The 20,472-nt window shown below is 73.3% G+C and carries 18 protein-coding genes; 9 read left to right on the top strand and 9 right to left on the bottom strand.

Features of this window, described 5'->3' with window-relative positions; all coding sequences use genetic code 11:
* The first annotated feature begins 50 nt into the window (after positions 1-50).
* Positions 51-1,289, top strand: a complete 1,239-nt coding sequence (locus MTR79_RS16080; RefSeq protein WP_189366392.1) for a helix-turn-helix domain-containing protein — start codon at positions 51-53, stop codon at positions 1,287-1,289.
* Positions 1,290-1,790: 501 nt separating this feature from the next.
* Here MTR79_RS16080 and MTR79_RS16085 read toward each other — a convergent pair.
* Complete coding sequence (locus tag MTR79_RS16085) at positions 1,791-4,436, bottom strand: AMP-binding protein (protein WP_244790836.1); 2,646 nt, start codon at positions 4,434-4,436, stop codon at positions 1,791-1,793.
* Between the two features lie 347 nt (positions 4,437-4,783).
* Between MTR79_RS16085 and MTR79_RS16090 the strand changes: the two genes are divergently transcribed.
* Positions 4,784-5,245, top strand: a complete 462-nt coding sequence (locus MTR79_RS16090; protein ID WP_114872571.1) for a nuclear transport factor 2 family protein — start codon at positions 4,784-4,786, stop codon at positions 5,243-5,245.
* Positions 5,246-5,284: 39 nt separating this feature from the next.
* Positions 5,285-5,647, top strand: coding sequence for a hypothetical protein (locus tag MTR79_RS16095; protein ID WP_244790838.1), 363 nt, complete (start codon positions 5,285-5,287; stop codon positions 5,645-5,647).
* A 69-nt stretch (positions 5,648-5,716) separates the two neighbouring features.
* Here MTR79_RS16095 and MTR79_RS16100 read toward each other — a convergent pair whose 3' ends face one another.
* Complete coding sequence (locus MTR79_RS16100) at positions 5,717-7,072, bottom strand: lysine N(6)-hydroxylase/L-ornithine N(5)-oxygenase family protein (RefSeq protein ID WP_244790840.1); 1,356 nt, start codon at positions 7,070-7,072, stop codon at positions 5,717-5,719.
* A 310-nt stretch (positions 7,073-7,382) separates the two neighbouring features.
* Here MTR79_RS16100 and MTR79_RS16105 point away from each other — a divergent pair, with 310 nt between their 5' ends.
* A complete protein-coding gene (locus MTR79_RS16105) occupies positions 7,383-8,027 on the top strand; it encodes an FMN-binding negative transcriptional regulator (protein WP_189366389.1) in 645 nt (214 codons plus the stop codon).
* A 43-nt stretch (positions 8,028-8,070) separates the two neighbouring features.
* Here MTR79_RS16105 and MTR79_RS16110 read toward each other — a convergent pair whose 3' ends face one another.
* From MTR79_RS16110 to MTR79_RS16140, 7 genes are all read right to left on the bottom strand, one after another.
* Positions 8,071-8,733, bottom strand: coding sequence for an LmbU family transcriptional regulator (locus MTR79_RS16110; RefSeq protein WP_244790844.1), 663 nt, complete (start codon positions 8,731-8,733; stop codon positions 8,071-8,073).
* 239 nt (positions 8,734-8,972) lie between these two features.
* On the bottom strand, positions 8,973-10,202 hold the full coding sequence (locus tag MTR79_RS16115) for an acetylornithine transaminase (RefSeq protein WP_189366387.1): 1,230 nt from the start codon (positions 10,200-10,202) through the stop codon (positions 8,973-8,975).
* Positions 10,199-11,176: an acetylglutamate kinase gene (gene argB, locus MTR79_RS16120; protein ID WP_189366386.1), complete on the bottom strand. Its 978-nt coding sequence runs from the start codon at positions 11,174-11,176 to the stop codon at positions 10,199-10,201. The genes MTR79_RS16115 and argB overlap by 4 nt, the downstream gene beginning before the upstream one ends.
* Complete coding sequence (gene argJ, locus MTR79_RS16125; RefSeq protein ID WP_189366385.1) at positions 11,173-12,324, bottom strand: bifunctional glutamate N-acetyltransferase/amino-acid acetyltransferase ArgJ; 1,152 nt, start codon at positions 12,322-12,324, stop codon at positions 11,173-11,175. Before argJ ends, argB begins: the two co-directional genes overlap by 4 nt.
* Positions 12,321-13,349: an N-acetyl-gamma-glutamyl-phosphate reductase gene (gene argC / locus MTR79_RS16130; RefSeq protein ID WP_244790846.1), complete on the bottom strand. Its 1,029-nt coding sequence runs from the start codon at positions 13,347-13,349 to the stop codon at positions 12,321-12,323. The genes argJ and argC overlap by 4 nt, the downstream gene beginning before the upstream one ends.
* 52 nt (positions 13,350-13,401) lie before the next feature.
* Positions 13,402-14,592, bottom strand: a complete 1,191-nt coding sequence (locus tag MTR79_RS16135) for a serine hydrolase domain-containing protein (protein ID WP_189366384.1) — start codon at positions 14,590-14,592, stop codon at positions 13,402-13,404.
* 83 nt (positions 14,593-14,675) lie between these two features.
* Positions 14,676-15,422 (bottom strand): thioesterase domain-containing protein, encoded by a 747-nt coding sequence (locus MTR79_RS16140; RefSeq protein WP_244790848.1) that lies wholly within the window; start codon positions 15,420-15,422, stop codon positions 14,676-14,678.
* 429 nt (positions 15,423-15,851) lie between these two features.
* Here MTR79_RS16140 and MTR79_RS16145 point away from each other — a divergent pair, with 429 nt between their 5' ends.
* The 5 genes from MTR79_RS16145 (at position 15,852) to MTR79_RS16165 (ending at position 20,469) form a co-directional block, all read left to right on the top strand.
* Positions 15,852-16,067 carry an MbtH family protein gene (locus MTR79_RS16145; protein WP_048460347.1) on the top strand — a complete coding sequence of 72 codons (216 nt, stop codon included), beginning with the start codon at positions 15,852-15,854 and terminating at the stop codon, positions 16,065-16,067.
* Between the two features lie 337 nt (positions 16,068-16,404).
* Complete coding sequence (locus MTR79_RS16150) at positions 16,405-17,100, top strand: LmbU family transcriptional regulator (protein ID WP_244790850.1); 696 nt, start codon at positions 16,405-16,407, stop codon at positions 17,098-17,100.
* 99 nt (positions 17,101-17,199) lie between these two features.
* Positions 17,200-18,807, top strand: a complete 1,608-nt coding sequence (locus tag MTR79_RS16155) for an amino acid adenylation domain-containing protein (RefSeq protein WP_244790852.1) — start codon at positions 17,200-17,202, stop codon at positions 18,805-18,807.
* A gap of 14 nt (positions 18,808-18,821) precedes the next feature.
* Entirely contained in the window at positions 18,822-19,055 is a 234-nt protein-coding gene (locus MTR79_RS16160) for a phosphopantetheine-binding protein (RefSeq protein WP_244790854.1), read from the top strand.
* A gap of 226 nt (positions 19,056-19,281) precedes the next feature.
* On the top strand, positions 19,282-20,469 hold the full coding sequence (locus MTR79_RS16165; protein WP_244790857.1) for an NAD(P)/FAD-dependent oxidoreductase: 1,188 nt from the start codon (positions 19,282-19,284) through the stop codon (positions 20,467-20,469).
* The last annotated feature ends 3 nt before the right edge of the window (positions 20,470-20,472 follow it).

Below are 20,472 nucleotides of genomic sequence, written 5' to 3' on the forward strand. Positions count from 1 at the left end.
TTCTGCCTCGTGGCCACCCCCCCCACCCGCCTGCCCCAGGGAATGGTCACATGCTGCAGCAGCCGGCTTTCGGCCGACGTCTGAGGAAACTGCGCCAGGCCCGCGGGCTGTCCCAGACCGCGCTGGCCGGTGACGGCATGTCCACCGGATACCTCTCCCGGCTGGAGTCCGGCGCCCGCCAGCCCACGGAACGCGCCGTCGCCTACCTCGCCGGGCGACTCGGCCTGCAAGCGGCGGACTTCGAGGAACCCGCGGGCGGTTCGCTCGCCCACGCGCTCACCCTGGCCGCCTCCACCGGCTCCGACACGGCGACCGAAACCCTCCGCGAGGCCCTCGCCGCCGAGGGGCACGAGACACCGGTGCTGCGCTGGCAGGCCCTGTGGCTTCTGGCCCGGCAGCGGCGCGTCCAGGGTGACCACACCGGCGAACGGGAGTACCTGGAGGAACTGGTACGGCTCGGCGACCAGGTCGGGCTGACCGCACTGCGGGTGCGCGGGCTGACCCGGTACGCCCGCTGCCTGCGCGCGCTCGGCGAGATCACCGACGCCCGTGAGGCCGCGACGACCGCCCACCGTCTCGGGCAGGAGGACGACGGCCTGGAGGCGGACGACCGTGCGGCGGTGCTGCTCGCCCTGGTCTCCGTGGAGGCCGAGGCGGGCCGGATGCCCGACGCCCGGGCCCACGCGGACGAGCTGGTCGAACTGGTCGCCGGCCGGTCGGACGCGGTGTGGGCCGAGGCGATGTGGACCGCGGCGGCGGTGCTGGTCCGGCAGGGCGACTTCGCCACCGCGCAGGCCCGTCTGGAGGAGGCGCTGGAGAAGTTCGACAGCGGTGAGGACCTGGTGCTGTGGCTCAGGCTCCGGACCGCGACCGGCCGGCTGCACCTCCAGAAGCGGCCCCCGGACCCCGAGGCCGCCGAACGCTGCGTCACGCAGGCCGAGTCGGCGCTCGCGTTCGCCGGGACGCCCGGCCTGCGCCAGGAGCTGACCGCGCTCAAGGCCGACCTCGCCTTCCTCACCGCCCGGTACGACGACGCCCGCCACCTGCTCGGCGAACTCGCCCAGGCGCAGCCCATGATGACCTACCGGGACCGGATGCGCCTGGACATCCTGCGCCACCAGTTGCGCATCCGCTCCGGCGACGCCGACGGGATCCAGGGCCTGCGCGCCCTGGCCGAACAGGCCCAGGCCGACGCCAACATCGACCTGGCCGCCGACATCTGGCGCATCCTCGCCGAGTCCCTGGCCGAGTCCACCGGACAGCGGGGCACGGCCGCGTCCGGGGCCTGACCACCCGGCCGGCCAGGGGCCGCATCCGGCTCCGGACCCGGCCCCTGGCCGGCCCCGCCTGCCTCCCCGCCGGCTTCCCCGCCCGCGTGCGGGCCGCCCTCCGGGCCGTCCGCGGTCCGGACAAAGCCGCGGCCGGCGTGGCAAGGGCGGGCGGACGGCCGCGCACCCGACGTGTGCCGGTGCTCGCCGGACGCCGGAGGCCCGACGTCCCGTGCCGGGTGCCGCCCCGCCCACAACACCGCCGTCCGGCGCGCCGTGAGGGCCCGCCGTCCGCCGCGCCCGGCCGCGGCGGCGGCGTACGTCCGGCCGCGGTTCGCGCGCGAGGGCCGGCGTCCCGTCCAGGTTCCGCGGGTCGCCCGCCCGCCGGCGCGAGGACGGGCGGGCCACGGGCGGCGCGCGGGGGACGGGGCCGGGGGCGAGAACGCGGGGCGGTTGCCGGTGACCTTCACGGGGTCCTCCAGAAGGGCTCGTCGTCAGTGAGGCGCAGGCGTGGGGAGAGGTCTAGAACAGGTCGTCGAGGTCGTCGTCGAGAGGGCTGTGGAGGTGGTCGAGGCAGGGGGCGCAGGCGTCCTCGCCGTGGGTCTCGTACCAGCCCTCGGGGATCGCGGCCGTCGCCGGCCACAGGGCGCGGTGGCCGGCGGTGTCGGCGAGGACCACGAAGGTGGCGTGCTCGTCGGTGAACGGGTCGTCGTGGGCCGGAGCGTCCAGCACCCGCAGGCTGCCGTCCTCGTCGAGGCGGGCGGCACGGCCGGTGCGCCACATGCGGGCGGTGCCGCCTCCCGGGCCGCCGAACGGGTCGGGCAGGAACCGTTCGCCGTCGGACCCGGGCCTCCCGGCGTACCCCTGGGCCACGCCCGCGCCCGCGATGTACAGGGACCCGGTCTCTCCCGGGCCGACCGGACGCAGCAGGGCATCGAGGAGGTAGGCCCGGTAGCCGGGGGCGGGCCGGGGCGGGGAGCCGGGCATCTGCTCGACGACCAGCCTGCCCTCGGCCCAGCCGCCGCTGACGCTCAGTCCGGCGCCCTCGGCCCGGGCGAGCGCCAGCAGCGCTCCCAGCACGTCGTCGGCGCCGCCCAGCACCATCCGGGCGCCCCGCCGGCGCAGCCAGCCCAGCACCTCGTGCGGCACGTCCCGGGAGACCGAGCCGTCCGGGACGTGGACGCGCGCCCCGCACACCAGGGCGCTCAGCAGCCCGATCGCCGCGTCCCCGTCCGGGTAGCCGCGCACCAGCCAGGCCGTGTCCGCCGGCGCCGCCTGGGCAGCCGCGGCGACGGCCTCGCCGCCCACCGCGACCGTGCCGTCCTCGCCGGGCACCACCAGCAGCGGGTCGCCGGGGCACGGCGGCCGGAGCCGGTCGGCGTCCGTCACCGGCCAGTGCCCGGCCGGCGGCAGCGGGCCGGCGGCGGCGTCGCGGACCAGCCGGGCCGCGCCGGGCACGGCGGGCAGCAGCAGGTCCGCCGTCTCGTCGAGGAGCAGCACCGCGGGGTGCGGCGCCTCGGCGAGGTCCAGCGCCGGGTCGACGGGCAGCAGCGCGGCTCCCGTCTTCACCACGGCCAGCGCGGCCACCGCGAACCCGGCCGGCGAGGACAGCGCGGTGAGCACACAGGTGCCGGGGCCGGCCCGGTGCTCCAGAAGCGCGTGCGCCAGCAGGTCGGAGCGGGCGTCGAGTTCGGCGTAGGCGAGGCCGGGCAGGGCGGGTGTCTCGGGTGCCCGTGCCACCTGGGCCGCGAACAGCGAGGCCACGTTCGCCCCGGGGGGCGGCGCGTCCGTGTCCGCGCCCGCCCAGATCCCCGTGGCCGGGCGGGCGCGCGTGGCCGGGCGGCCGGCGGTGGCGGTGGGCGCGGACAGGGCGTGCGGCGCGGGGGCGGCGGCGCGGACCGTGTGCGACGGCAGGGCGGCCGGTGCCGTCCGCGCGGAGGGGGCCGCGCCCTTCGGCGGCCGCACCGTCGGGCCGGCGTCCGGGCCGGCGGGACGGTGGTCCGTCGCCGGGGTGTTGGCGCAGCCCGCCGCCTCGACGACGGGTGCCGCGTACACACCGGTGAGGGGGCCCGCGGGCACCTGCTCGGGGTCGAGCAGGACGATGTCCAGGAGGTCGGGGCGCTCGCCCCAGGTGGGAAGGGCGCGGTAGCCGAGGCGCTCGGCGGCCCGGCACAGCACCTCCGGGGCGGGGGCGGGGGCGTCCTGCGGAGCCAGGTCGATGCTCTCCAGGGGGTGGAACAGGGACTGCATGGCCGCGTACTCGTCGTGCACCCGCCGGTTGGGCAAGGCGGCCAGGCGCAGCACGGCGGGGCGCCGGGCACGCAGGTGGCCGGCCAGCGTGGCGGCGGTGGTGATCTCCTCGCCCCAGCGGGCGCGGGGCGCGGCGGTGAGGTCGGCGGCGGGTTCGGCGGTGCTCAGGACCGCGTCGTAGCGGTAGCGGGTCAGCTCGTTGTGCTGGACGCCGCGCTGGACGCGTACGTCCACCGCGCGCACCGTGGGCAGGTCCCGGGCGAGGGCGTCGAACAGGGCGGGGGAGAGCAGCAGTTCCCGCTCCTGGGCGACCTCGCGGTCGATGCGGCGGCACAGCGCCTCCCGGTCGCCCCGGGCGGCGCCCGGCCGGGCCAGCGCGGTGCCGGTCCTGAAGCAGTGGGCGAGGTCGAGGTTGCGCAGGCCGCCCAGGAACAGCGAGCCGCCCGGGGCGAGCAGCGGCAGCAGGCGCTCGACGACGGTGCGCAGGTGGGCGAGGCCGGGGAAGGAGGGGACCACCGAGTCGACGACGATCGTGTCGAAGTGCCCGGCGGGCAGCCCGTGGGTGTCCTCGGCGCCGCGGCACTCCAGCCGCACCTTCTCCCGCAGGACCGGGTCGGCCTCCACCCGCGCGGTGAGCGCGGCGACGGCGGCGGCGGAGCCGGTGGCGGAGTACTCCCCGACCTCCGCGTCGCGGGCGAGGCGGGGCAGCAGCGTCCCGGTGCCGGCGCCGATCTCCAGGACCCGGCGGCGCGGCAGCCCGCGGATCCGGCCCAGGGTGGCGTCCCGCCACTCCCGCAGGTGCGCCGGCGGTATCGGCAGGGCGTCGTAACTGCTGACCGGGCCGGCCGGGCCGGCCGGTCCGTCGCCCGGCACGGTGGCGAGGGCGTCCCGCTGCTCGTTGAGGCCGGAGTCGAACATCAGCACCCGCTCCTTAGGACAGCGCCTTCCGGCTCGGGCCCGGGCCGGCCCGGCTTGGCAAAACGTTGCCTGAAGCCTGGCGACACCGTCTTGAGGTGATGTCTCGCAACGGTCGAAGGGCGGTGGAACCGCAGGCGGGAAGAGCGTGAGCGTGCAGCGGAGGAGGTGCCTCCGCTTGCCTGGGGTGACCCGGCGTCCGCCCTCGGCGGGAGCCTTGAGGAGTATTTGACGGATGCTCGATCCGAGCCTCAGAAACTGTCCGTACCGAGTGCGGCTGCCTCGGAGGGGACGCCGGGACACCCCCGGCGCCCCCTCCGGGGACACGGACGGAAGCGGAGGCCGAGATCATGACCGTCGAGCTGGTGGACACCGCCGAACGCACGCTCCCGACCGGGACGTTCGCCGCGCTGTACGCGCAGGTGCAGGACTTCTACGCGCACCAGATGCGGATCCTGGACGCGCACGACGCCGAGCGCTGGGCGCTCACCTTCACCGAGGACGCCGTCCTCGAACTGCCCACCCTCCCCGAGCCGGTGCGCGCCCTCGACGGGCTCGCCCGCTACGTACGGGCCGGCGCGGACCGGCAGCGGCGGGCCGGCGGCCGCCTCGACCACTGGGTCGGCATGCTCGACGTGCGGCCCCAGCCCGACGGAACGCTGCACACCCGCTGCTCGGCCCTGGTGTACGTCACACCGGGCGGGGAAAGCCCCAAGGGCCTGCGCGTGTGCGTCATGGAGGACGTCCTGGTCCGCACCGGGGACGAGTGGCGCACCGCGCACCGCCGGGTGACCCGCGACGACCTGGCCTGACCCCTCGACCGTGAGCCTCAAGACGCACAGGAGACAGCCATGCCGCAGCCACGTCCGATCCCGGTACCGCACGCGCCCGACGACGGCACGACCGCCTCCCGCGCCTGGTCCGAGGCGCTCGCGACGACCCGCGAAGACACCGATGCCGCACACCGCTCCCGGGGCGAACTGGTGGCCGCCGCGCTGTCGGCCCACCGCACCCTGTCGCGGGACTTCGGGCGGAGCGTGCCGGTCACGGCCCTGGGACCGGACGGTGCGCCGCGAGGACTCGCCGCCTTCGTCGCCGTGTACGCCGTCCAGCGGGAGCGGCACGAGCGGGCGCAGAGGCAGCAGCGGGAACTGCGGGAGCGGCAGGAGACGTTGGTGCGGCGGGACGAGCACGGACTCGGCGAGGCGGCCTGACACGGCGCCCCGAGGCGATACACCCCAGGGCGACTCGCCCCGCGCACGTGCGGCGGGCGCCCGACGGCCTCAGGCGGCCGAGGACGCCTCCTCCACCGAGTGGGTACGGTCAAGCTCCCGCCCGGTGCGCCCCAGCACGATCGAGTCGGCGATCTCGCCGCTGCGTACCGCCATGTTCGACAGCAGGGACGACGTCAGTCCGTGGCTGTGCTCGGTGCCGCCCTGGAGGTAGACACCGCAGGTCAGTCCCGACGAGGAGACGAGGCGGTAGTCGCGTTCCACCCGGTGCCGGCCTGCCGCGTCGCGCTCGAAGTGGGCGTCGAAGCCGTCGCCGAGCAGGCGGGCCGGGTCCACCCCGTCGTAGCCGGTGGCGAACACCAGCGCGTCCACGGCCAGGTCCTCCGTCCGGTCGTCGAGCAGCGAACGCAGCACCACCCGCGTGCCCTCGCCGGTGCTCCCGACCTCGACGACCCGGGTGAGGTTGCGGAAGTGCAGCCGCTGGGCGCCGCGCACCTGCTCGTCGTACGACCGCTGGTACAGCGCCCGGATGACGTCGGTGTCGACCACCGAGTAGTTGGTATTGCGGTGGTAGCGCCAGAACGCGTCCCGGGCCCGGTCGGTGCCGTAGTAGTACTCGTCGACCGCGCCGGGGTCGAAGACCTGGTTGGCGAAGGGGGTGTCGTCGGCAACGGAGTAGCCGTAGGACGGGATGACCGCGGAGACCTCGGCGTGCGGCAGCGAGTCGTAGAAGAACCGGGTGATCTCCGCCGCGCTCTGGCCGGCGCCGACCACCGCCACGCGCTTGAGCTCCCGCGGGTCGCGCGCGTGGAACTCGCTGAGGAACTGCGAGCTGTGCCACACCCGTTCGCCGGCCGTCACGCCCTCCGGCAGGCGCGGCACCAGACCCGTGGAGATGACCACGTTGCGGGTGATGACCACGCTGGTGGTGCCGTCGCCGTCGCGCACCTCGATCTCCAGCAGGTCGGGCGTGAGGGCCCCGCCCTCGGTGCCCGGGCGGATCGAGACGACCTCGGTGCCGTAGGTGACCCGGTCGCTCAGACCGGCGGCCGCCCACTCCAGGTACTGGTGGAACTCCTGCCGGGTCGGGAAGAAGTCCTGGTTGTTCACGAACTGCACCAGCCGGTTCGAGGAGTGCAGGAAGGAGATGAAGCTGAACCGGGACAGCGGGTTCCTGAAGGTCGCCAGGTCCTTGAGGAACGAGATCTGCATGGTCGTCGACGGCAGCAGCATGTTCCGGTGCCAGCCGAAGGTGGGCTGCCGCTCGAAGAAGTGATACCTGAGCGGCTGCTGCGGAGCGCTCGCCTCGTGCTCCTCCAAAGCGATCGCGAGCGACATGTTGGACGGGCCGAACCCGATACCGATCACGTCGTAGATCTCCTGGTGGCGCCTGCCCGTTATGCCCATGGAAAATTCTCCCGCTTACGTCTGGAAAACTCGGCCGGTGGCCCGAGAGACCGTTCCGTACTGTTGCTCCGAGGAGCACGAGGAGCATCTCAAAGGCAACTTGAAGACGGCATGAAGGCCATTCGAGAGCTTCTCGAGGTGCGCGATATTCGAAAACGTTGTCCTGTCGACAGGACACCGGTATGGTCGGCGAAGATTCCCGGCAACTCCGCGTGACACGGCCGACGGAGTAAGCGTCCGGAGTAATGCGGTCAGTCACACTCTGAGCCTGATCCGTGCCTTGAGTCAATTGCCGAGAGGGTGAACCCGGATGTTCGTGCCCAGCTTCTATCGCGAACCGGACGCTTCATGGATGGTGGATCTGGTCCGTGGTAATCCATTGGCGCTCGCCGTGTCCAACGGCTGCCCCGAGGACGGTCCTTTCGCCACGCATCTGCCGGTCATATTCGACCCCGCAAGGTACGGCGACCTGCCCGGCGAGCTGGCGGGGGCCACGCTGCTCGGGCACATGAACCGGGCCAACCCGCACTGGCCGGCCCTCCAGACGGGCGGCATCCTGCTGCTGACGTTCACCGGGCCGCACTCCTACGTGTCGCCCACGGCGTACGGGACGACCCCCGCCGCCCCCACCTGGAACTTCACGGCGGTGCACGCCCGGGGCGTGGTGGAGAAGATCGACTCCACGGAGGAGACGCTGGACGTGGTGAAGGCCACCGTGCGCGCCTACGAGGGGGAGTTCGGCGACGGCTGGGACATGACCGAGTCGCTCGGCTACTTCCGCAAGATCCTTCCCGCCGTGGGCGCGTTCCGGCTCACGGTGACCCGGGCCGAGGGCATGTTCAAACTCAGCCAGGAACAGCCGGCCGAGGTGCGCGAGCGGGTACGGGAGTCGTTCGAGCAGAGCGCGTGCCGGTACAAGCGCGAGACCGCCGGGCTGATGAGCCGCCTGCCGTGACCCGCCCCGCGGGCCCCGGCGCCAACGGTCCCCGTGCCGGGGCTCACGCGGTGACGGCCACCGGCCGGCCGGGGTCTCGAGCGTCCTCCAGGGCGCTCGCGGCCGCGCTGTCCAGCGTCGCCGTCACCCACGTCTCGAAGTCGACGCCCAGCTGCTCCGCCGCCTCGTGCCACCGTCGCAGCCGGCTGCCGGGCACCTCCAGGCGGCCGCTCGGCTCGGCGGGGGTGCGCGGCCGGCGCCGGTCCTGGCGGGAGGCGCGCAGGGCGGCGCGCAACTGCTTGGTGGTCCACCGCGCCTCCTCGGCGCGGTCGAGCCAGCGGTCCTGATCCTCGGTCCGCACGGAGGCCAGTTCCGCGTGGTGCTGGAAGCTCAGGGCCGGACGGCGCCGGGCGAGGTCGAAGCGCCGGGCGACCCACGCGTAGTTGCGCAGCGTCTGGTAGGAGAGGCCGGCTGCGCGGATCCCGCGCTGGTAGCGGTCGGTGTAGTGGTCCTTGCCGTAGACGAGCCAGTCGCCCAGCCACCATGAGGACGAGTCGAGGACGCCGGCGAGCTGGTGCCCGGCCCGCTCCCACTCGTCGTACGCCATCCGGGCCGGCATCCGCAGGCCCACCCTCGTCGTCAGCACCTGGCCCCCGAGGGCCGGGGGGCGGGCGTTCGGCGGGACGCCGGGCGGCCCCGCGGTCCGGCCGGCCTGACGCGTCATCATGCCTCCAGGTAAAGAGCGCTTCATCGTGGGGCCTCCAGGGGTGTCGTTGGGATCATGCCGGGGTCGCGGGGGCCGGCACGCCGTCTGCCGCGGTCTCGTCTCCCGCCTCGCAGCCGCACACTCCCCACGCTCGGCTGCGCTCGCGCGGGAGGGGCCCCCATCGCCCCCGGCTCGGGCCGGCCACAGGCGCCGTGACCCGAAAGCCGGCCTCCGAACGGCACCCCTGGCCCGCGACCGGCTCAGGCCGCCGCCGGCGTCTCGTCGAGGACCTCGCCCAGGGCCGCCCGGAAGCGGCCCAGGAACGTGTCCACCTCGCGGTCCGACACGATCAGCGGCGGGGCGAGCCGGACGACGTCCGGCATCACCGCGTTCACCAGGAGACCCCGGTCCTCGGCCGCCCGCTGCACGCGCGCCGCCGCGTTCCCGTCGAGCACGACGCCCAGCAGCAGCCCGGCGCCGCGCACTTCGCGCACCAGCGGGTGGCGCGGGTGCTCCAGGCCGTGCCGCAACCGCTGCCCCGCCCGTGCCACGTGGTCGAGCAGTCCCGCCCGCTCGATGGTGTCCAGTACGGCGAGGGCGGCCGCGCACACCACCGGGTTCCCGCCGAAGGTGGAGCCGTGCGCGCCGGGCGTGAGCAGCTGGGCGGCCCGGCCGAAGGCGAGCGTCGCCCCGATGGGCAGACCCCCGCCCAAACCCTTGGCGAGGGTCACGACGTCCGCCTCGACGCCCTCGGACTCGGCCGCGAACCAGCGGCCCGTGCGCCCGATGCCGGTCTGGATCTCGTCCAGCACCAGAAGGGCACCGGTCGCCTCGGTGATCTCGCGGGCGGCCCGCAGATAGCCCGGCGGCGGCACGACCACGCCGTTCTCCCCCTGCACGGGCTCCAGCACCAGCAGCGCGGTGCCGGAGGTGACGGCATCGCGCAGGGCCTCGACGTCCCCGTACGGCACATGGGTGACGTCACCCGGCAGCGGCCGGAAGGGCAGCTGCTTGGCGCTCTGGCCGGTGAGGGCCAGAGCGCCCATCGTGCGGCCGTGGAATCCGCCGGACGCCGACACCATGTGCGTACGGCCGGTGAGGCGGCCGATCTTGAACGCCGCCTCGTTGGCCTCGGCCCCGGAGTTGGAGAAGTAGACCCGGCCGCCCGGACGCCCGGCGAGCCGCAGCAGGCGCTCGGCGAGCCGCACGGTCGGCTCGGCCATGAACAGGTTCGACACATGGCCGAGCGAGGCGACCTGCTCGCAGACGGCCCGCACGAGCGCGGGGTGGGCGTGGCCGAGCGAGTTGACCGCGATGCCGCCGACGAAGTCGAGGTACTCGTTGCCCTCCGCGTCCCAGACCCGGGTGCCCCGGCCCCGCACCAGGGGCAGCCGCGGCGTGCCGAAGTTGTCCATCATGGCGCCCTGCCAGCGCCGGGCCAGCGCCGCGTTGCCCGCACCCGGGCCGGCGAGGTCCGCGCCGCCGCTCATGCCGTCGTCTCCCGGACGTCGCTCTCGTCGTCCGGCACGACCACCGTGCCCGCCCCGTCGTCGGTGAACATCTGCAGCAGGATGGAGTTGCGGACCCGGCCGTCGATGACGCGGGCGGAGCGCACGCCGTTGTTCACGGCGTGCAGGCAGCTCTCCATCTTCGGGATCATCCCGGACGACAACCGAGGCAGCAGACCGGTCAGTTCGCCGGCGGTCAGGCGGGGGATCACCTCGTCGCTGTCCGGCCAGTTCCGGTACAGGCCCTCGACGTCGGTCAGGATCAGCAGCGTCTGCGCGCCGAGCGCGACGGCGAGGGCCGCGGCCGCGGTGTCGGCGTTGACGTTGAACACACCGCCCTCGGCGGCGTCCTTGTCGTCCTCGGGCCGGGCGATGGGGGAGACGACGGGGATGCGCCCGTTGTCGATGAGGCCCTGCACGATCCCGGCGTCGACGTGGGCGATCTCGCCGACGCGGCCGATGTCGACGGGTGTGCCGTCCTTGTCGGCGTAGTGCTTGACGGCGGTCATCAGGCGGGCGTCCTCACCCGTGAGGCCCACCGCGTGCGGGCCGTGCGCGTTGAGCAGCCCCACCAGTTCGCGCTGCACCTGCCCGGCCAGGACCATGCGGACGACCTCCATGGCCTCGTCCGTGGTGACCCTCAGCCCGCTCTCGAACCGGGACTCCAGGCCCAGCCGTCCGAGCTGCGCGCTGATCTGCGGGCCGCCGCCGTGCACCACGACCGGGTTCAGGCCCGCGTGCCGCAGATAGAGGATGTCCATGGCGAAGGCGGCCTTGAGGTCGTCGTCGACCATGGCGTGCCCGCCGAACTTGATGACGACGGTCTGGCCGTGGTGGCGCGCCACCCACGGCAGCGCCGCGACGAGGGCGCGCGCCTCGGGCCCGGCCGCGTGCCCGGCCGAGCCGTCGCGGCCGGGGGAGTGGGGGAGCGGCCGAGGAGACGGTGAAGCACTCATGAGGAATACTCGCTGTTCTCGTGGACGTAGTCGGCGGTCAGGTCGTTGGTCCAGACGACGGCGTGGTCCGCGCCTTCGGCGAGGTCCACGGTGATCCGGACCTCGCGGCCGGTCATGTCGACCAGCGCGCGGTCCTCGCCCACCGAGCCGTCCTTGCACACCCACACGTCGTTGACGGCGACGCTCAGCCGGTCGGGCGCGAACGCGGCGGAGGTGGTGCCGACGGCGGACAGCACCCGGCCCCAGTTGGGGTCCTCGCCGTGGACGGCGCACTTGAGGAGGTTGTTGCGGGCCACCGAGCGGCCCACCTCGACGGCGTCGTCCTCGCTCGCGGCGCCCACGACCTCGACGCGGATCTCCTTGGAGGCGCCCTCGGCGTCCGAGACGAGCTGCCGGGCCAGATCGGCGCAGACGGCGCGGACGGCCTCGGCGAACTCGGCGTAGGCAGGGGTGACACCGGCGGCACCGGAGGCGAGCAGCAGCACGGTGTCGTTGGTGGACATGCAGCCGTCGGAGTCGACCCGGTCGAAGGTGACCCGGGTGGCGGCGCGCAGGGCGCCCTCCAGCGCCCGGGCGTCGACGTCGGCGTCGGTGGTGAGGACGACGAGCATCGTGGCCAGGCCCGGCGCGAGCATCCCGGCGCCCTTGGCCATGCCGCCGACCGTCCAGCCGTCCTGGGACACGGCGGCCGTCTTGTGCACGGTGTCGGTGGTCATGACGGCGCGCGCGGCGTCCTCGCCGCCGTCCTGCGACAGCCGTCCGGCGGCGGCGTCGACGCCGGGCAGCAACCGGTCCATGGGCAGCAACACCCCGATGAGCCCGGTGGAGCAGACCGCGACCTGCCCGGGGTCCAGGCCGAGCCGCCCGGCTGCCTTCTCGGCGGTGGCGCGGGTGTCGGCCAGGCCTTGCGGTCCGGTGCAGGCGTTGGCGCCGCCGGAGTTGAGCACGACCGCGCGGGCCGTGCCGTCCGCGAGGATCCGCCGGGACCACTGGACGGGGGCGGCCTGCACGCGGTTGGCGGTGAAGACGCCCGCCGCGGCATCGCCCGGCCCGTCGTTCACGACGAGCGCCAGGTCCGGGCTGCCGTTCTGCTTGATTCCCGCGGCGATGCCCGCCGCCCTGAAGCCTCGTGCTGCGGTGACGCTCACGGTGCGACTCCGATCGTGGAAAGCCCCAGTGACTCGGGCAGGCCGAGGGCGACGTTCATGCTCTGCACGGCGCCGCCCGCGGTGCCCTTGGTGAGGTTGTCGACGGCGCTGATCGCGACGATCCGGCCGGCCTCCGGGTCGAGGACCACCTGGACCTGCCCGCAGTTCGACCCGTAGACGGCTCCGGTGGCGGGCCACCGCCCCTCGGGCAGCAGCCGCACGAACGGCTCGTCGCCGTACGCCTTCTCGTACGCGGCCCGTACGTCCGCCGCGCCCACCCCGGGCCGCGCGGCGGCCGAGCAGGTGGCGAGGATGCCGCGCGGCATCGGGGCCAGGGTGGGGGTGAAGGAGACGGTGACCGGGTGGCCCGCCGCGGCGGCGAGGTGCTGCTTCATCTCGGGCGTGTGCCGGTGGCCGCCGCCCACGCCGTAGGGCCGCATCGAGCCCATGACCTCGCTGCCCAGCAGGTCCGCCCGGGCCGCCTTGCCGGCGCCGGACGTGCCCGACGCCGCGACGACCACCGCCTCGGGTTGCGCCAGCCCCGCCGCGTACGCGGGGAAGAGGGCCAGCAGCGCCGCGGTCGGGTAGCAGCCCGGCACCGCGATGCGCCGGGTGCCCGCCAGGGCGGCGCGGGCGCCGGGCAGCTCGGGCAGGCCGTAGGGCCAGGTCCCCGCGTGCGGGGAGCCGTAGAACGCCTCCCAGTCGGCCGCGTCCGCGAGGCGGAAGTCCGCGCCGCAGTCGACGACCAGCATCTCCTCGCCCAGCTGCTCCGCCACCGCGGCGGACTGCCCGTGCGGCAGGGCGAGGAAGACGACGTCGTGCCCCGCGAGGGCGTCCGCGGTGGTGGGCAGCACCTCCCGCCCGGCCAGCGGCGCCAGGTGCGGTTGCAGCGCGCCCAGCCGCTGTCCCGCGCTGGAGTGCCCGGTCAGGGCACCGATCTCTGCTTCGGGGTGGGCCAGGAGCAGACGCAGGAGTTCGCCCCCCGCGTAGCCGCTCGCTCCGGCCACGGCCGCTCGCACTGTCATGAGTCTCTCCCCGTCGACGGACGCGTTTCGTCGGTCCTCGCGGCCCGCCGCCTCAGTGCGAGCGGGCGGGTGCCTCGCAGAACTCGGCGTCCAGGATGGGCAGGAGGGTCTCTCCTCCCCAGCTGCCGTTGTAGTTGAACGCGAGCCGGTGCCGGCCGTCGGCGGTCATGGCGACCATGGAGAGCGACCCCAGCGTTCCTCCGTCGTGGTACCAGAGGGTGGTGCCGCAGCCCAGCGTGAGCCGTTCGATGCCGAGCCCGTAGGACGAGCCGGGGGCATCGGGGTTGGCCACGGTCGACTTCATCTTCTCCAGCTGCCGTGGCGGCAGCAGCTTCCCCCGCAGCAGGGCCCCGTAGAACCGATTCAGGTCCCTCGCGCTGGAGATGATGTCGCCGTCGCCCCAGCCCTGCGACCCGTTCACCTCGGTGACGTCGAGTATCCGCTCCGGCTGCGAGAGGAAGAGCTTGCCGTAGTCACGGCCGCTCGGCCGGGGCAGGCCGGCACTCGTGCCGGGGTGGGACGTCGCGCCCAGCCGCAGCGGCTCGACGATGCGGTCGCGTACCTCGTTCTCGTACGGCCGGCCGCCGGCCTTCTCGACGATCAGCGCGGCCAGAATGTCGTTGGTATGGGAGAACGCGTGCCTGGCACCGGGTTCGAACAGCGGCGGGTGGGAGAACGCAACCCGCAGGCGTGTCTCGGGCGTCAGGGTGTCGTACCGGTGCTGGAGGTAGCCGTCACCCAGCACGTACGTCTCGCCGTAACGCGGGTCGGCGAGGTAGTCGGGCAGACCGCTGGTGTGGTTGAGGAGCTGCCGTACGGTGATCCGGCGGCCGTCGTTGCCGTTGCCCGTCACCAGGCCGGGCAGGTGATGCTCCACGGTGTCGTCGAGGCTGAGCTTGCGCTCGGCCTCCATCTGGAGCAGGACGACCGCCACGAACGTGTTGGTGATGCTGCCGACCCGGAAGCGGTCCTTCACTCCGCGCGGAGCGCCCGTCGTCAGGTCGGCCACGCCCGACGCCGACTTCCAGACCCCGTCCGCGTCCCGTGCCTCGGCGGTGACGCCGGGGACACCGGCCGCGACGGCCGCGTCGATCGCGCGCTGCGTCGCCCGGTGAGCGGCCGGCGCGCCGGCGGTGTCCCCGGCCGCGTGGGCCGGGTGCGTGAGGACGGTGGCGGTGAGGGCGGCCGCCACCAGCGCGACCAGGCCGGTCGCCGGTCTCTTCCGTGTCGTCGTGGTCCGCATCGTGATTCCCCGTTTCAGAAGATTCGTTCGTAGGTGGTGGATGCCGTACGTGCGTGCCGTGGGCCGGCGCCGTGCGGGGTCGTTCAGGAAGAGCGCGTCACGGTCACCGCGTCGAGCGCCGTGGTCGCGTCCTGTTCGATCCTGCGCAGCAGCGGCCGCGGATCGTCCTGGAAGTAGAAGTGACCGCCGTCGAAGGACCGCAGGCCCAGGAAGTGCTCGCTGTGCTCGTCCCAGCCGGCCATCCGCGCCGGCGAGGCGTGGCGGTCCTCGGCGCCCGCGTAGGCGGACAGTGCCACGGGCAGCGGGCCGGCGCCGGCGGTGTGGCGCCAGGTCTCCACCAGACGCAGGTCGCCCCGGATGACCGGCTCGAACAGGTCCCACAGCCCGGGGTCGTCGAAGACGCTGTCGGGCGTGCCCCCGAGGTCCTTCAGCCGGTCCCGCAGCTCGCCGCCGGGCAGCGCGTGGTACCGCCGCCCCGGTACCACCAGCTGCGGCGCGGGGCGGGCCGAGACACCGACCCACACCGGCCAAGGCAGGCCCCGGTCGACGGCCCGCCGGGTGATCTCGTACGCCAGCAGGGCGCCCATGCTGTGCCCGAACAAGGCGTAGGGCCGGTTCAGTTCGGGCTCGATGTGGCGCAGCAGGAAGTCGGCGAGGAGGCCGGCGTCCGCGATCTGCGGCTGGTCGAGGAGGAAGCCGTGCCCCGGGGCGTCGAGCAGCCGCACGTCCCACGTGTCCGGCAGCCCGGCCGGCCAGTGGCGGTACAGCACGTGCGAGCCGCCCGCGTGGTGCAGGACGAACAGGCGCAAGGCAGGTGGTGTGCTGTCCATCGCTCCCCCTCGGATCGGGCCGCGCACTTTCCGCACCATAGAACGGCCGTGGCCGGAAAGGAGCGGGCACCAGGCGTACTCCGCCGCCGGTGTAAGAACCCTCTAGCGAATCTCGTCCGGCGCGCCGACGACGTGGGAACGGCACTCTCCGTGCCCGGACGACCACGCGTCCGGGCTCGGCCGGGCGTCCGCCGTCTCGAGCGGAACTCGACCGGATCCGAGCGGTGCCGTGGCTATGGTGGTCGGCGAGTCGGCTACCGGCGACGCGGGCAGCCAAGCCCGTACGACAACCGCGGTCCGGTCCCAGGAACGCGGGCGGCCGATCTTTCGTGTGTACGCCGAGGACCGGCGGCCCGGGCCTGAGGCCGGGGCCGGTGGGCCGGCGTTCTCCCATCCCGAGTCACCCGTGACGGTTAAGGACGGTGCCAGTTGAGCACGAACCCCTTCGATGACGAGGACGGCCGCTTCCACGTCGTGGTCAACGACGAGGACCAGCACTCCCTGTGGCCGGTGTTCGCCGAGGTGCCCGCGGGCTGGCGGGTGGTCTTCGGCGAGGCGGCCAGGGCCGAGTGCCTGGAGTACGTCGAGCGGAACTGGACGGACCTGCGCCCCAGGAGCCTGAGGGAGGCCATGGCGGCGGACTGAACCCGCGCTCGCGCTCTCGTCGAGCCGACGCGGCGGAAACCCGCGTGCGCCGTCCCGGTCCCCCCGGCCGCCCGCCGACGGGCCGGCGGACCCGACCGGGACGGCGCCGTCCCGGTCGCGTGAACCGATGGATTCCGGTGGAAGGCGCCGCGGCCCGCGACGCACGCGACCCGGCTTCGCGGGCCCGCACACCTGTGTCCCGCCGGCGCTCACGCAGTACATGCCGCCCGGGCGCCCGGCCCACTGACCGGCCGACACCCAGGAAGACACTCTGAGTTGGGAGATGAAGGTTGTGACGGGGGCTGTGAGAACGGCGAGCAGGTACAAGGCGAGGCCGGTGGACACCGGCGGTGAGACGGCGCAGCACGACGTGGTCCTGTCCTTCGTGGGGACACAGGCCAAGGTGCAGAAGTCGGGGATGGTCTTCCCGCAGAACCTGCCGGAGCGGTCCTGGGAGCAGATCGGGGCCAACTTGCGCGAGCTGGTGAACTCCTCGGCGTGGTGGCTGGCCGACTGGCTGATCTTCGGTGAGGCCACCTACGGCTGGCGGCGGTACAAGGAAGCCATCGAGCGCACCGGCCTCGACTACCAGACCCTGCGCAACTACGCCTGGGTGGCCCGCAGGTTCGAGCACGACCGCCGGCGGGACGGTCTCAGCTTCGCCCACCACGCGGAGGTGGCCCGGCTGTCGCCGCCGGAGCAGGACTACTGGCTGCGCAAGGCCGAGCAGCAGAAATGGTCGCGCAACGAGCTGCGCAGGGCGTTGCGCGCGAGCCTCGCCGCGCAGAGCGGCGACGCCGCCGCGATCCCCGGGGACGGCGACGGCGAGGAGCGGGCCGCGTCGGATCCGGCGCAGCCGGCGGCCGCCGGACGAGGCCGGCGGAAGGTCACCACGCTCACCATCGAACTCTCCGCCGACCAGCTGGAGCACTACTCCAAGGCGGCGGCCGCGCACGGTCTGCCCGTCGGCGAATGGGTGACCCAGGTGCTCGCGACCGCCGACCGCCACACCGCCGAGAGCGGTACCGCCTGAGGGCGTGCGCGCAGCGCCGCACGTGCCGCCCGGTCCTGCCCCTCCCTCAGCGCGCGGGCGACTCGTCCGACCGGACTTCTCTCACATCGGAGCCAGTTGATGATCCTTCAGGGAAAGCGGGTCGCCCTGCCCCCGGCGCCCGTCGTCCACCAGCAGTTCGAGGCCAACGCGGCGGCCACCCCCGACGCCGTGGCCGTCGTCCGGGCCGGCCGGCAGGTGACGTACGCCGAGCTGGACGCGCGGGCGAATCGTTTCGCGCACTTCCTCACCGCGCGCGGAGTCGGCCGCGCAGCGCAGGTCGGCGTCTGCCTCGACTACTCGGCCGACATGCTCGTCGCCATCCTCGGCACACTGAAGGCAGGCGCGGCCTACGTGCCGTTCGACCCCGCCTACCCGGCGGCCCGGCTCCAGCTGCTGCTGGGCCAGGTCCCCTCCCTCGCCCTGATCGTCGCCTCCCCCGGGACACGGGGCATGGTCGACTCGGCGGGTGTCGACGTCGTCGACCTGGAGCAGCTCACCGACCACCTCGCGCGGCTCCCGGCGACCGCCCCCGACGTCCATGTGACCGGCGACGACGTGTGCTACGCGGTCTTCACGTCCGGTTCGACCGGGACGCCGAAGCTGACCGCGGTGCGGCACGAGGGCTGGTTCAACCTGATGAACTGGCTGAAGCTCGAGTACGGCCTGCACAGCGGCTCGCACAACCTGGTCGTCAGCGCCTTCGGGTTCGACCTCTCCCAGCGGGCCCTGATGACTCCGCTGTTCTGCGGGGCCACCCAGTACTTCATGGCCTCCCGCAACTTCGACGCGATGATGGCCTACCGCATCCTCACCCAGCACGAGATACGCGTCGTGCACTGCGCCTCCAGCACCCTGTACCTGCTCGTGGACTGGGAGACCGCGCGCGGCGGCGACGCGCTCACCCGGCTCGACTACGTGCTCTTCGGCGGCGAGCCTCTGAAGACGCAACGGCTCGCCGCCTGGGCGCGGCGCGAGGGCAACGCCTGCACCCTCCTGCACCAGTACGGCGTCGCCGAGTGCACGGACGTCGCCACCTCCTACGACCTCGCCGGGTACTGGCGCGGCGGACACGACATCACCCCGGTGGGCCGGCCGGCCTACAACACCGACATCCACCTCCTCGACGAGGAGCTGCGCGGCGTCGGCCCCGGGCAGTACGGCGAGATCTGTGTCTCCGGCGCGAGCGTCGGCGCCGGCTACCTGGGCGGCTCGGGCCCCGAGAACGCCAGGTTCACCACGATCGAGGTCGACGGGGCGCCGGTGCGGGTGTACCGGACGGGCGATCGCGGCCGGATCGACCAGGCCGGTGACCTCGTCGTCGCCGGCCGGATGGACGCGCAGGTCAAGGTGCGGGGCATGCGCATCGACCCCACCGACATCGAGCGCGCGCTCGGCCGCCTGGCCGGGGTCCGGGAGGCCGCCGTGGTGGTGGCGTCCACCGCCGCCGGCGAGACGGAGCTGACCGCGTTCATCGTTCCGACGCGGGACGAGCTCACCGAGGACGACGTGCGCATCCGTCTCCTGCAGACCCTGCCGCGCAGCATGGTCCCGGCCAGGTTCGTGAACGTTCTGCGGCTTCCGCTGAGCCCTCACGGGAAAGTCGACCGCGCGGCGCTGGCCGACTCGCTCGAGAAGCAGTACGCGATGAGCGGCACGGCGCAACAGCCGACGGATCCTTGCCGGTGAACCAGAGAGGACACATGATGATTGCCGACAGTGTGCGCGCCATTTGGTGCCGGGAACTGAAGTGTGACGACATAACCGCCGACGATGACTTCTTCACTCTGGGCGGCCAGTCCGTGATCATGTTCAAAATTCAGGACGCCTTCCTCACGGAGCTGGGCGTCGAGGTCCCGATGGACCAGATGTTCCTCAACCCGACGGTGGCATCGATCTCCGCGTACATCGAATCCCTGGAAGCGGTGGCCCCGTAACGTCCGTCGCGTGCCGTGTATGTCCCGCCGGCGGGACATACACGGCACGCGACGGTCTGCGGCATCCCGCCGCCGGTTCTGTTTCTGTCGTTCGTCCGACCGGCTAGCATCATGTTCGTGCTCGACAGTGCATTTCATTCGATGTGTCGATAGCGCGCACCATCACAATTACTTTTCCGGCTGCAGCCGTGTTGTGTCAAAAACTACCCGGTAAGAGAGGTGCGCCATGTACGACGTGATTGTCATAGGTGCCCGTTGTGCGGGGTCGCCGACGGCCATGCTTTTCGCGCAGCAGGGATATCGAGTCCTGCTGCTGGAGAAAGCGCGATTTCCGCAGGACACGCTGTCCTCGCACTACCTCCACATGCAGGGCGTGGCGCTGCTCAACCGGTGGGGGCTGCTGGAGAAGGTCCGGGACACCGGCTGCACGCCGATCACCCGCGAGAGCTACGAGGCGCCCGGTGTCCGTATCGACGGCTTCTCCCTCCCCATCGACGGCCTGACGACCACCTACGCTCCGAGGCGATACGTGCTCGACCCGCTGCTCGCGGAGGGCGCCGTGGCCGCCGGCGTGGAGTTCCGCGAGGGCTGCGCGGTCAACGACCTGGTGTGGGAGGACGACCGGGTCGTCGGCGTGCGGTACACGACGCCCGGCGGGGCCGAGGCGACGGACCGGGCGCGGCTCGTCGTCGGCGCGGACGGCATGCGGTCCACGGTGGCCCGCAAGGTGGGGGCGCCGAAGGTCGTCGAGCACACACGGGCGACCTGTGTCTACTACAGCTACTGGGCCGGGGTCCCCTCGATCTTCGAGCTGTACGAGCGGCCGGGGCGCTGGGTCGCCGCCATCCCCACCAACGACGACCTCAAGCTCATCATGACCTACTTCCCGCAGGGCGAGTACAACGAAATCCGCAAGGCGGTGGAGCCCGCCTACCTGGAAGCCGTCCGCACCACGGCTCCCGACCTGTACGAGCGGATGCAGGGAGGCGAGCGCGCGGAGCAGATGTACGGCACGGGACACCAGGAGAACTTCTTCCGCAAGGCCTACGGGCCCGGCTGGGTCCTGGTCGGCGACGCGGTGACCCACAAGGACTCCATCACCGCCCGCGGCATCACCGAGGCGTGGGTCCAGGCCCAGTCGCTCACCGACCTCATCGGGGACGGCCTGCACGACGACGCCGTGCTCAGGCGGGCGCTGCGCCGCTACGAGAGCAACCTCGACAACGAGGCCCTCAGCCAGTACCAGGGCGCGCTCAACGTGGCCGAGCTGAAGCCCGAGGGACGCACGGAGATGCTGCGCAAGCTGGTCGGCCACCAGGAGCAGATCGACCGGTACTTCTCGACGCTGTCGGGCGCGATCTCCATCGACGACTTCTACAACGACGAGCTCCTGACCCTGCTCGACCAGAGCTGACCG

Origin of the sequence: Streptomyces sp. BJ20, assembly GCF_022869105.1 — a bacterium.
In the GTDB taxonomy this organism is placed as follows: domain Bacteria; phylum Actinomycetota; class Actinomycetes; order Streptomycetales; family Streptomycetaceae; genus Streptomyces; species Streptomyces griseoincarnatus.

Coding starts and splice junctions, on each gene's coding strand:
- argC (WP_244790846.1), bottom strand. CDS start 13,349: ATGACAGTGCGAGCGGCCGTGGCCGGAGCGAGCGGCTACGCGGGGGGC.
- MTR79_RS16095 (WP_244790838.1), top strand. CDS start 5,285: ATGCCGCAGCCACGTCCGATCCCGGTACCGCACGCGCCCGACGACGGC.
- MTR79_RS16105 (WP_189366389.1), top strand. CDS start 7,383: ATGTTCGTGCCCAGCTTCTATCGCGAACCGGACGCTTCATGGATGGTG.
- MTR79_RS16085 (WP_244790836.1), bottom strand. CDS start 4,436: ATGTTCGACTCCGGCCTCAACGAGCAGCGGGACGCCCTCGCCACCGTG.
- MTR79_RS16100 (WP_244790840.1), bottom strand. CDS start 7,072: ATGGGCATAACGGGCAGGCGCCACCAGGAGATCTACGACGTGATCGGT.
- MTR79_RS16115 (WP_189366387.1), bottom strand. CDS start 10,202: ATGAGCGGCGGCGCGGACCTCGCCGGCCCGGGTGCGGGCAACGCGGCG.
- MTR79_RS16080 (WP_189366392.1), top strand. CDS start 51: ATGCTGCAGCAGCCGGCTTTCGGCCGACGTCTGAGGAAACTGCGCCAG.
- MTR79_RS16160 (WP_244790854.1), top strand. CDS start 18,822: ATGATGATTGCCGACAGTGTGCGCGCCATTTGGTGCCGGGAACTGAAG.
- MTR79_RS16140 (WP_244790848.1), bottom strand. CDS start 15,422: ATGGACAGCACACCACCTGCCTTGCGCCTGTTCGTCCTGCACCACGCG.
- MTR79_RS16165 (WP_244790857.1), top strand. CDS start 19,282: ATGTACGACGTGATTGTCATAGGTGCCCGTTGTGCGGGGTCGCCGACG.
- argB (WP_189366386.1), bottom strand. CDS start 11,176: ATGAGTGCTTCACCGTCTCCTCGGCCGCTCCCCCACTCCCCCGGCCGC.
- MTR79_RS16155 (WP_244790852.1), top strand. CDS start 17,200: ATGATCCTTCAGGGAAAGCGGGTCGCCCTGCCCCCGGCGCCCGTCGTC.
- MTR79_RS16110 (WP_244790844.1), bottom strand. CDS start 8,733: ATGATGACGCGTCAGGCCGGCCGGACCGCGGGGCCGCCCGGCGTCCCG.
- MTR79_RS16135 (WP_189366384.1), bottom strand. CDS start 14,592: ATGCGGACCACGACGACACGGAAGAGACCGGCGACCGGCCTGGTCGCG.
- MTR79_RS16090 (WP_114872571.1), top strand. CDS start 4,784: ATGACCGTCGAGCTGGTGGACACCGCCGAACGCACGCTCCCGACCGGG.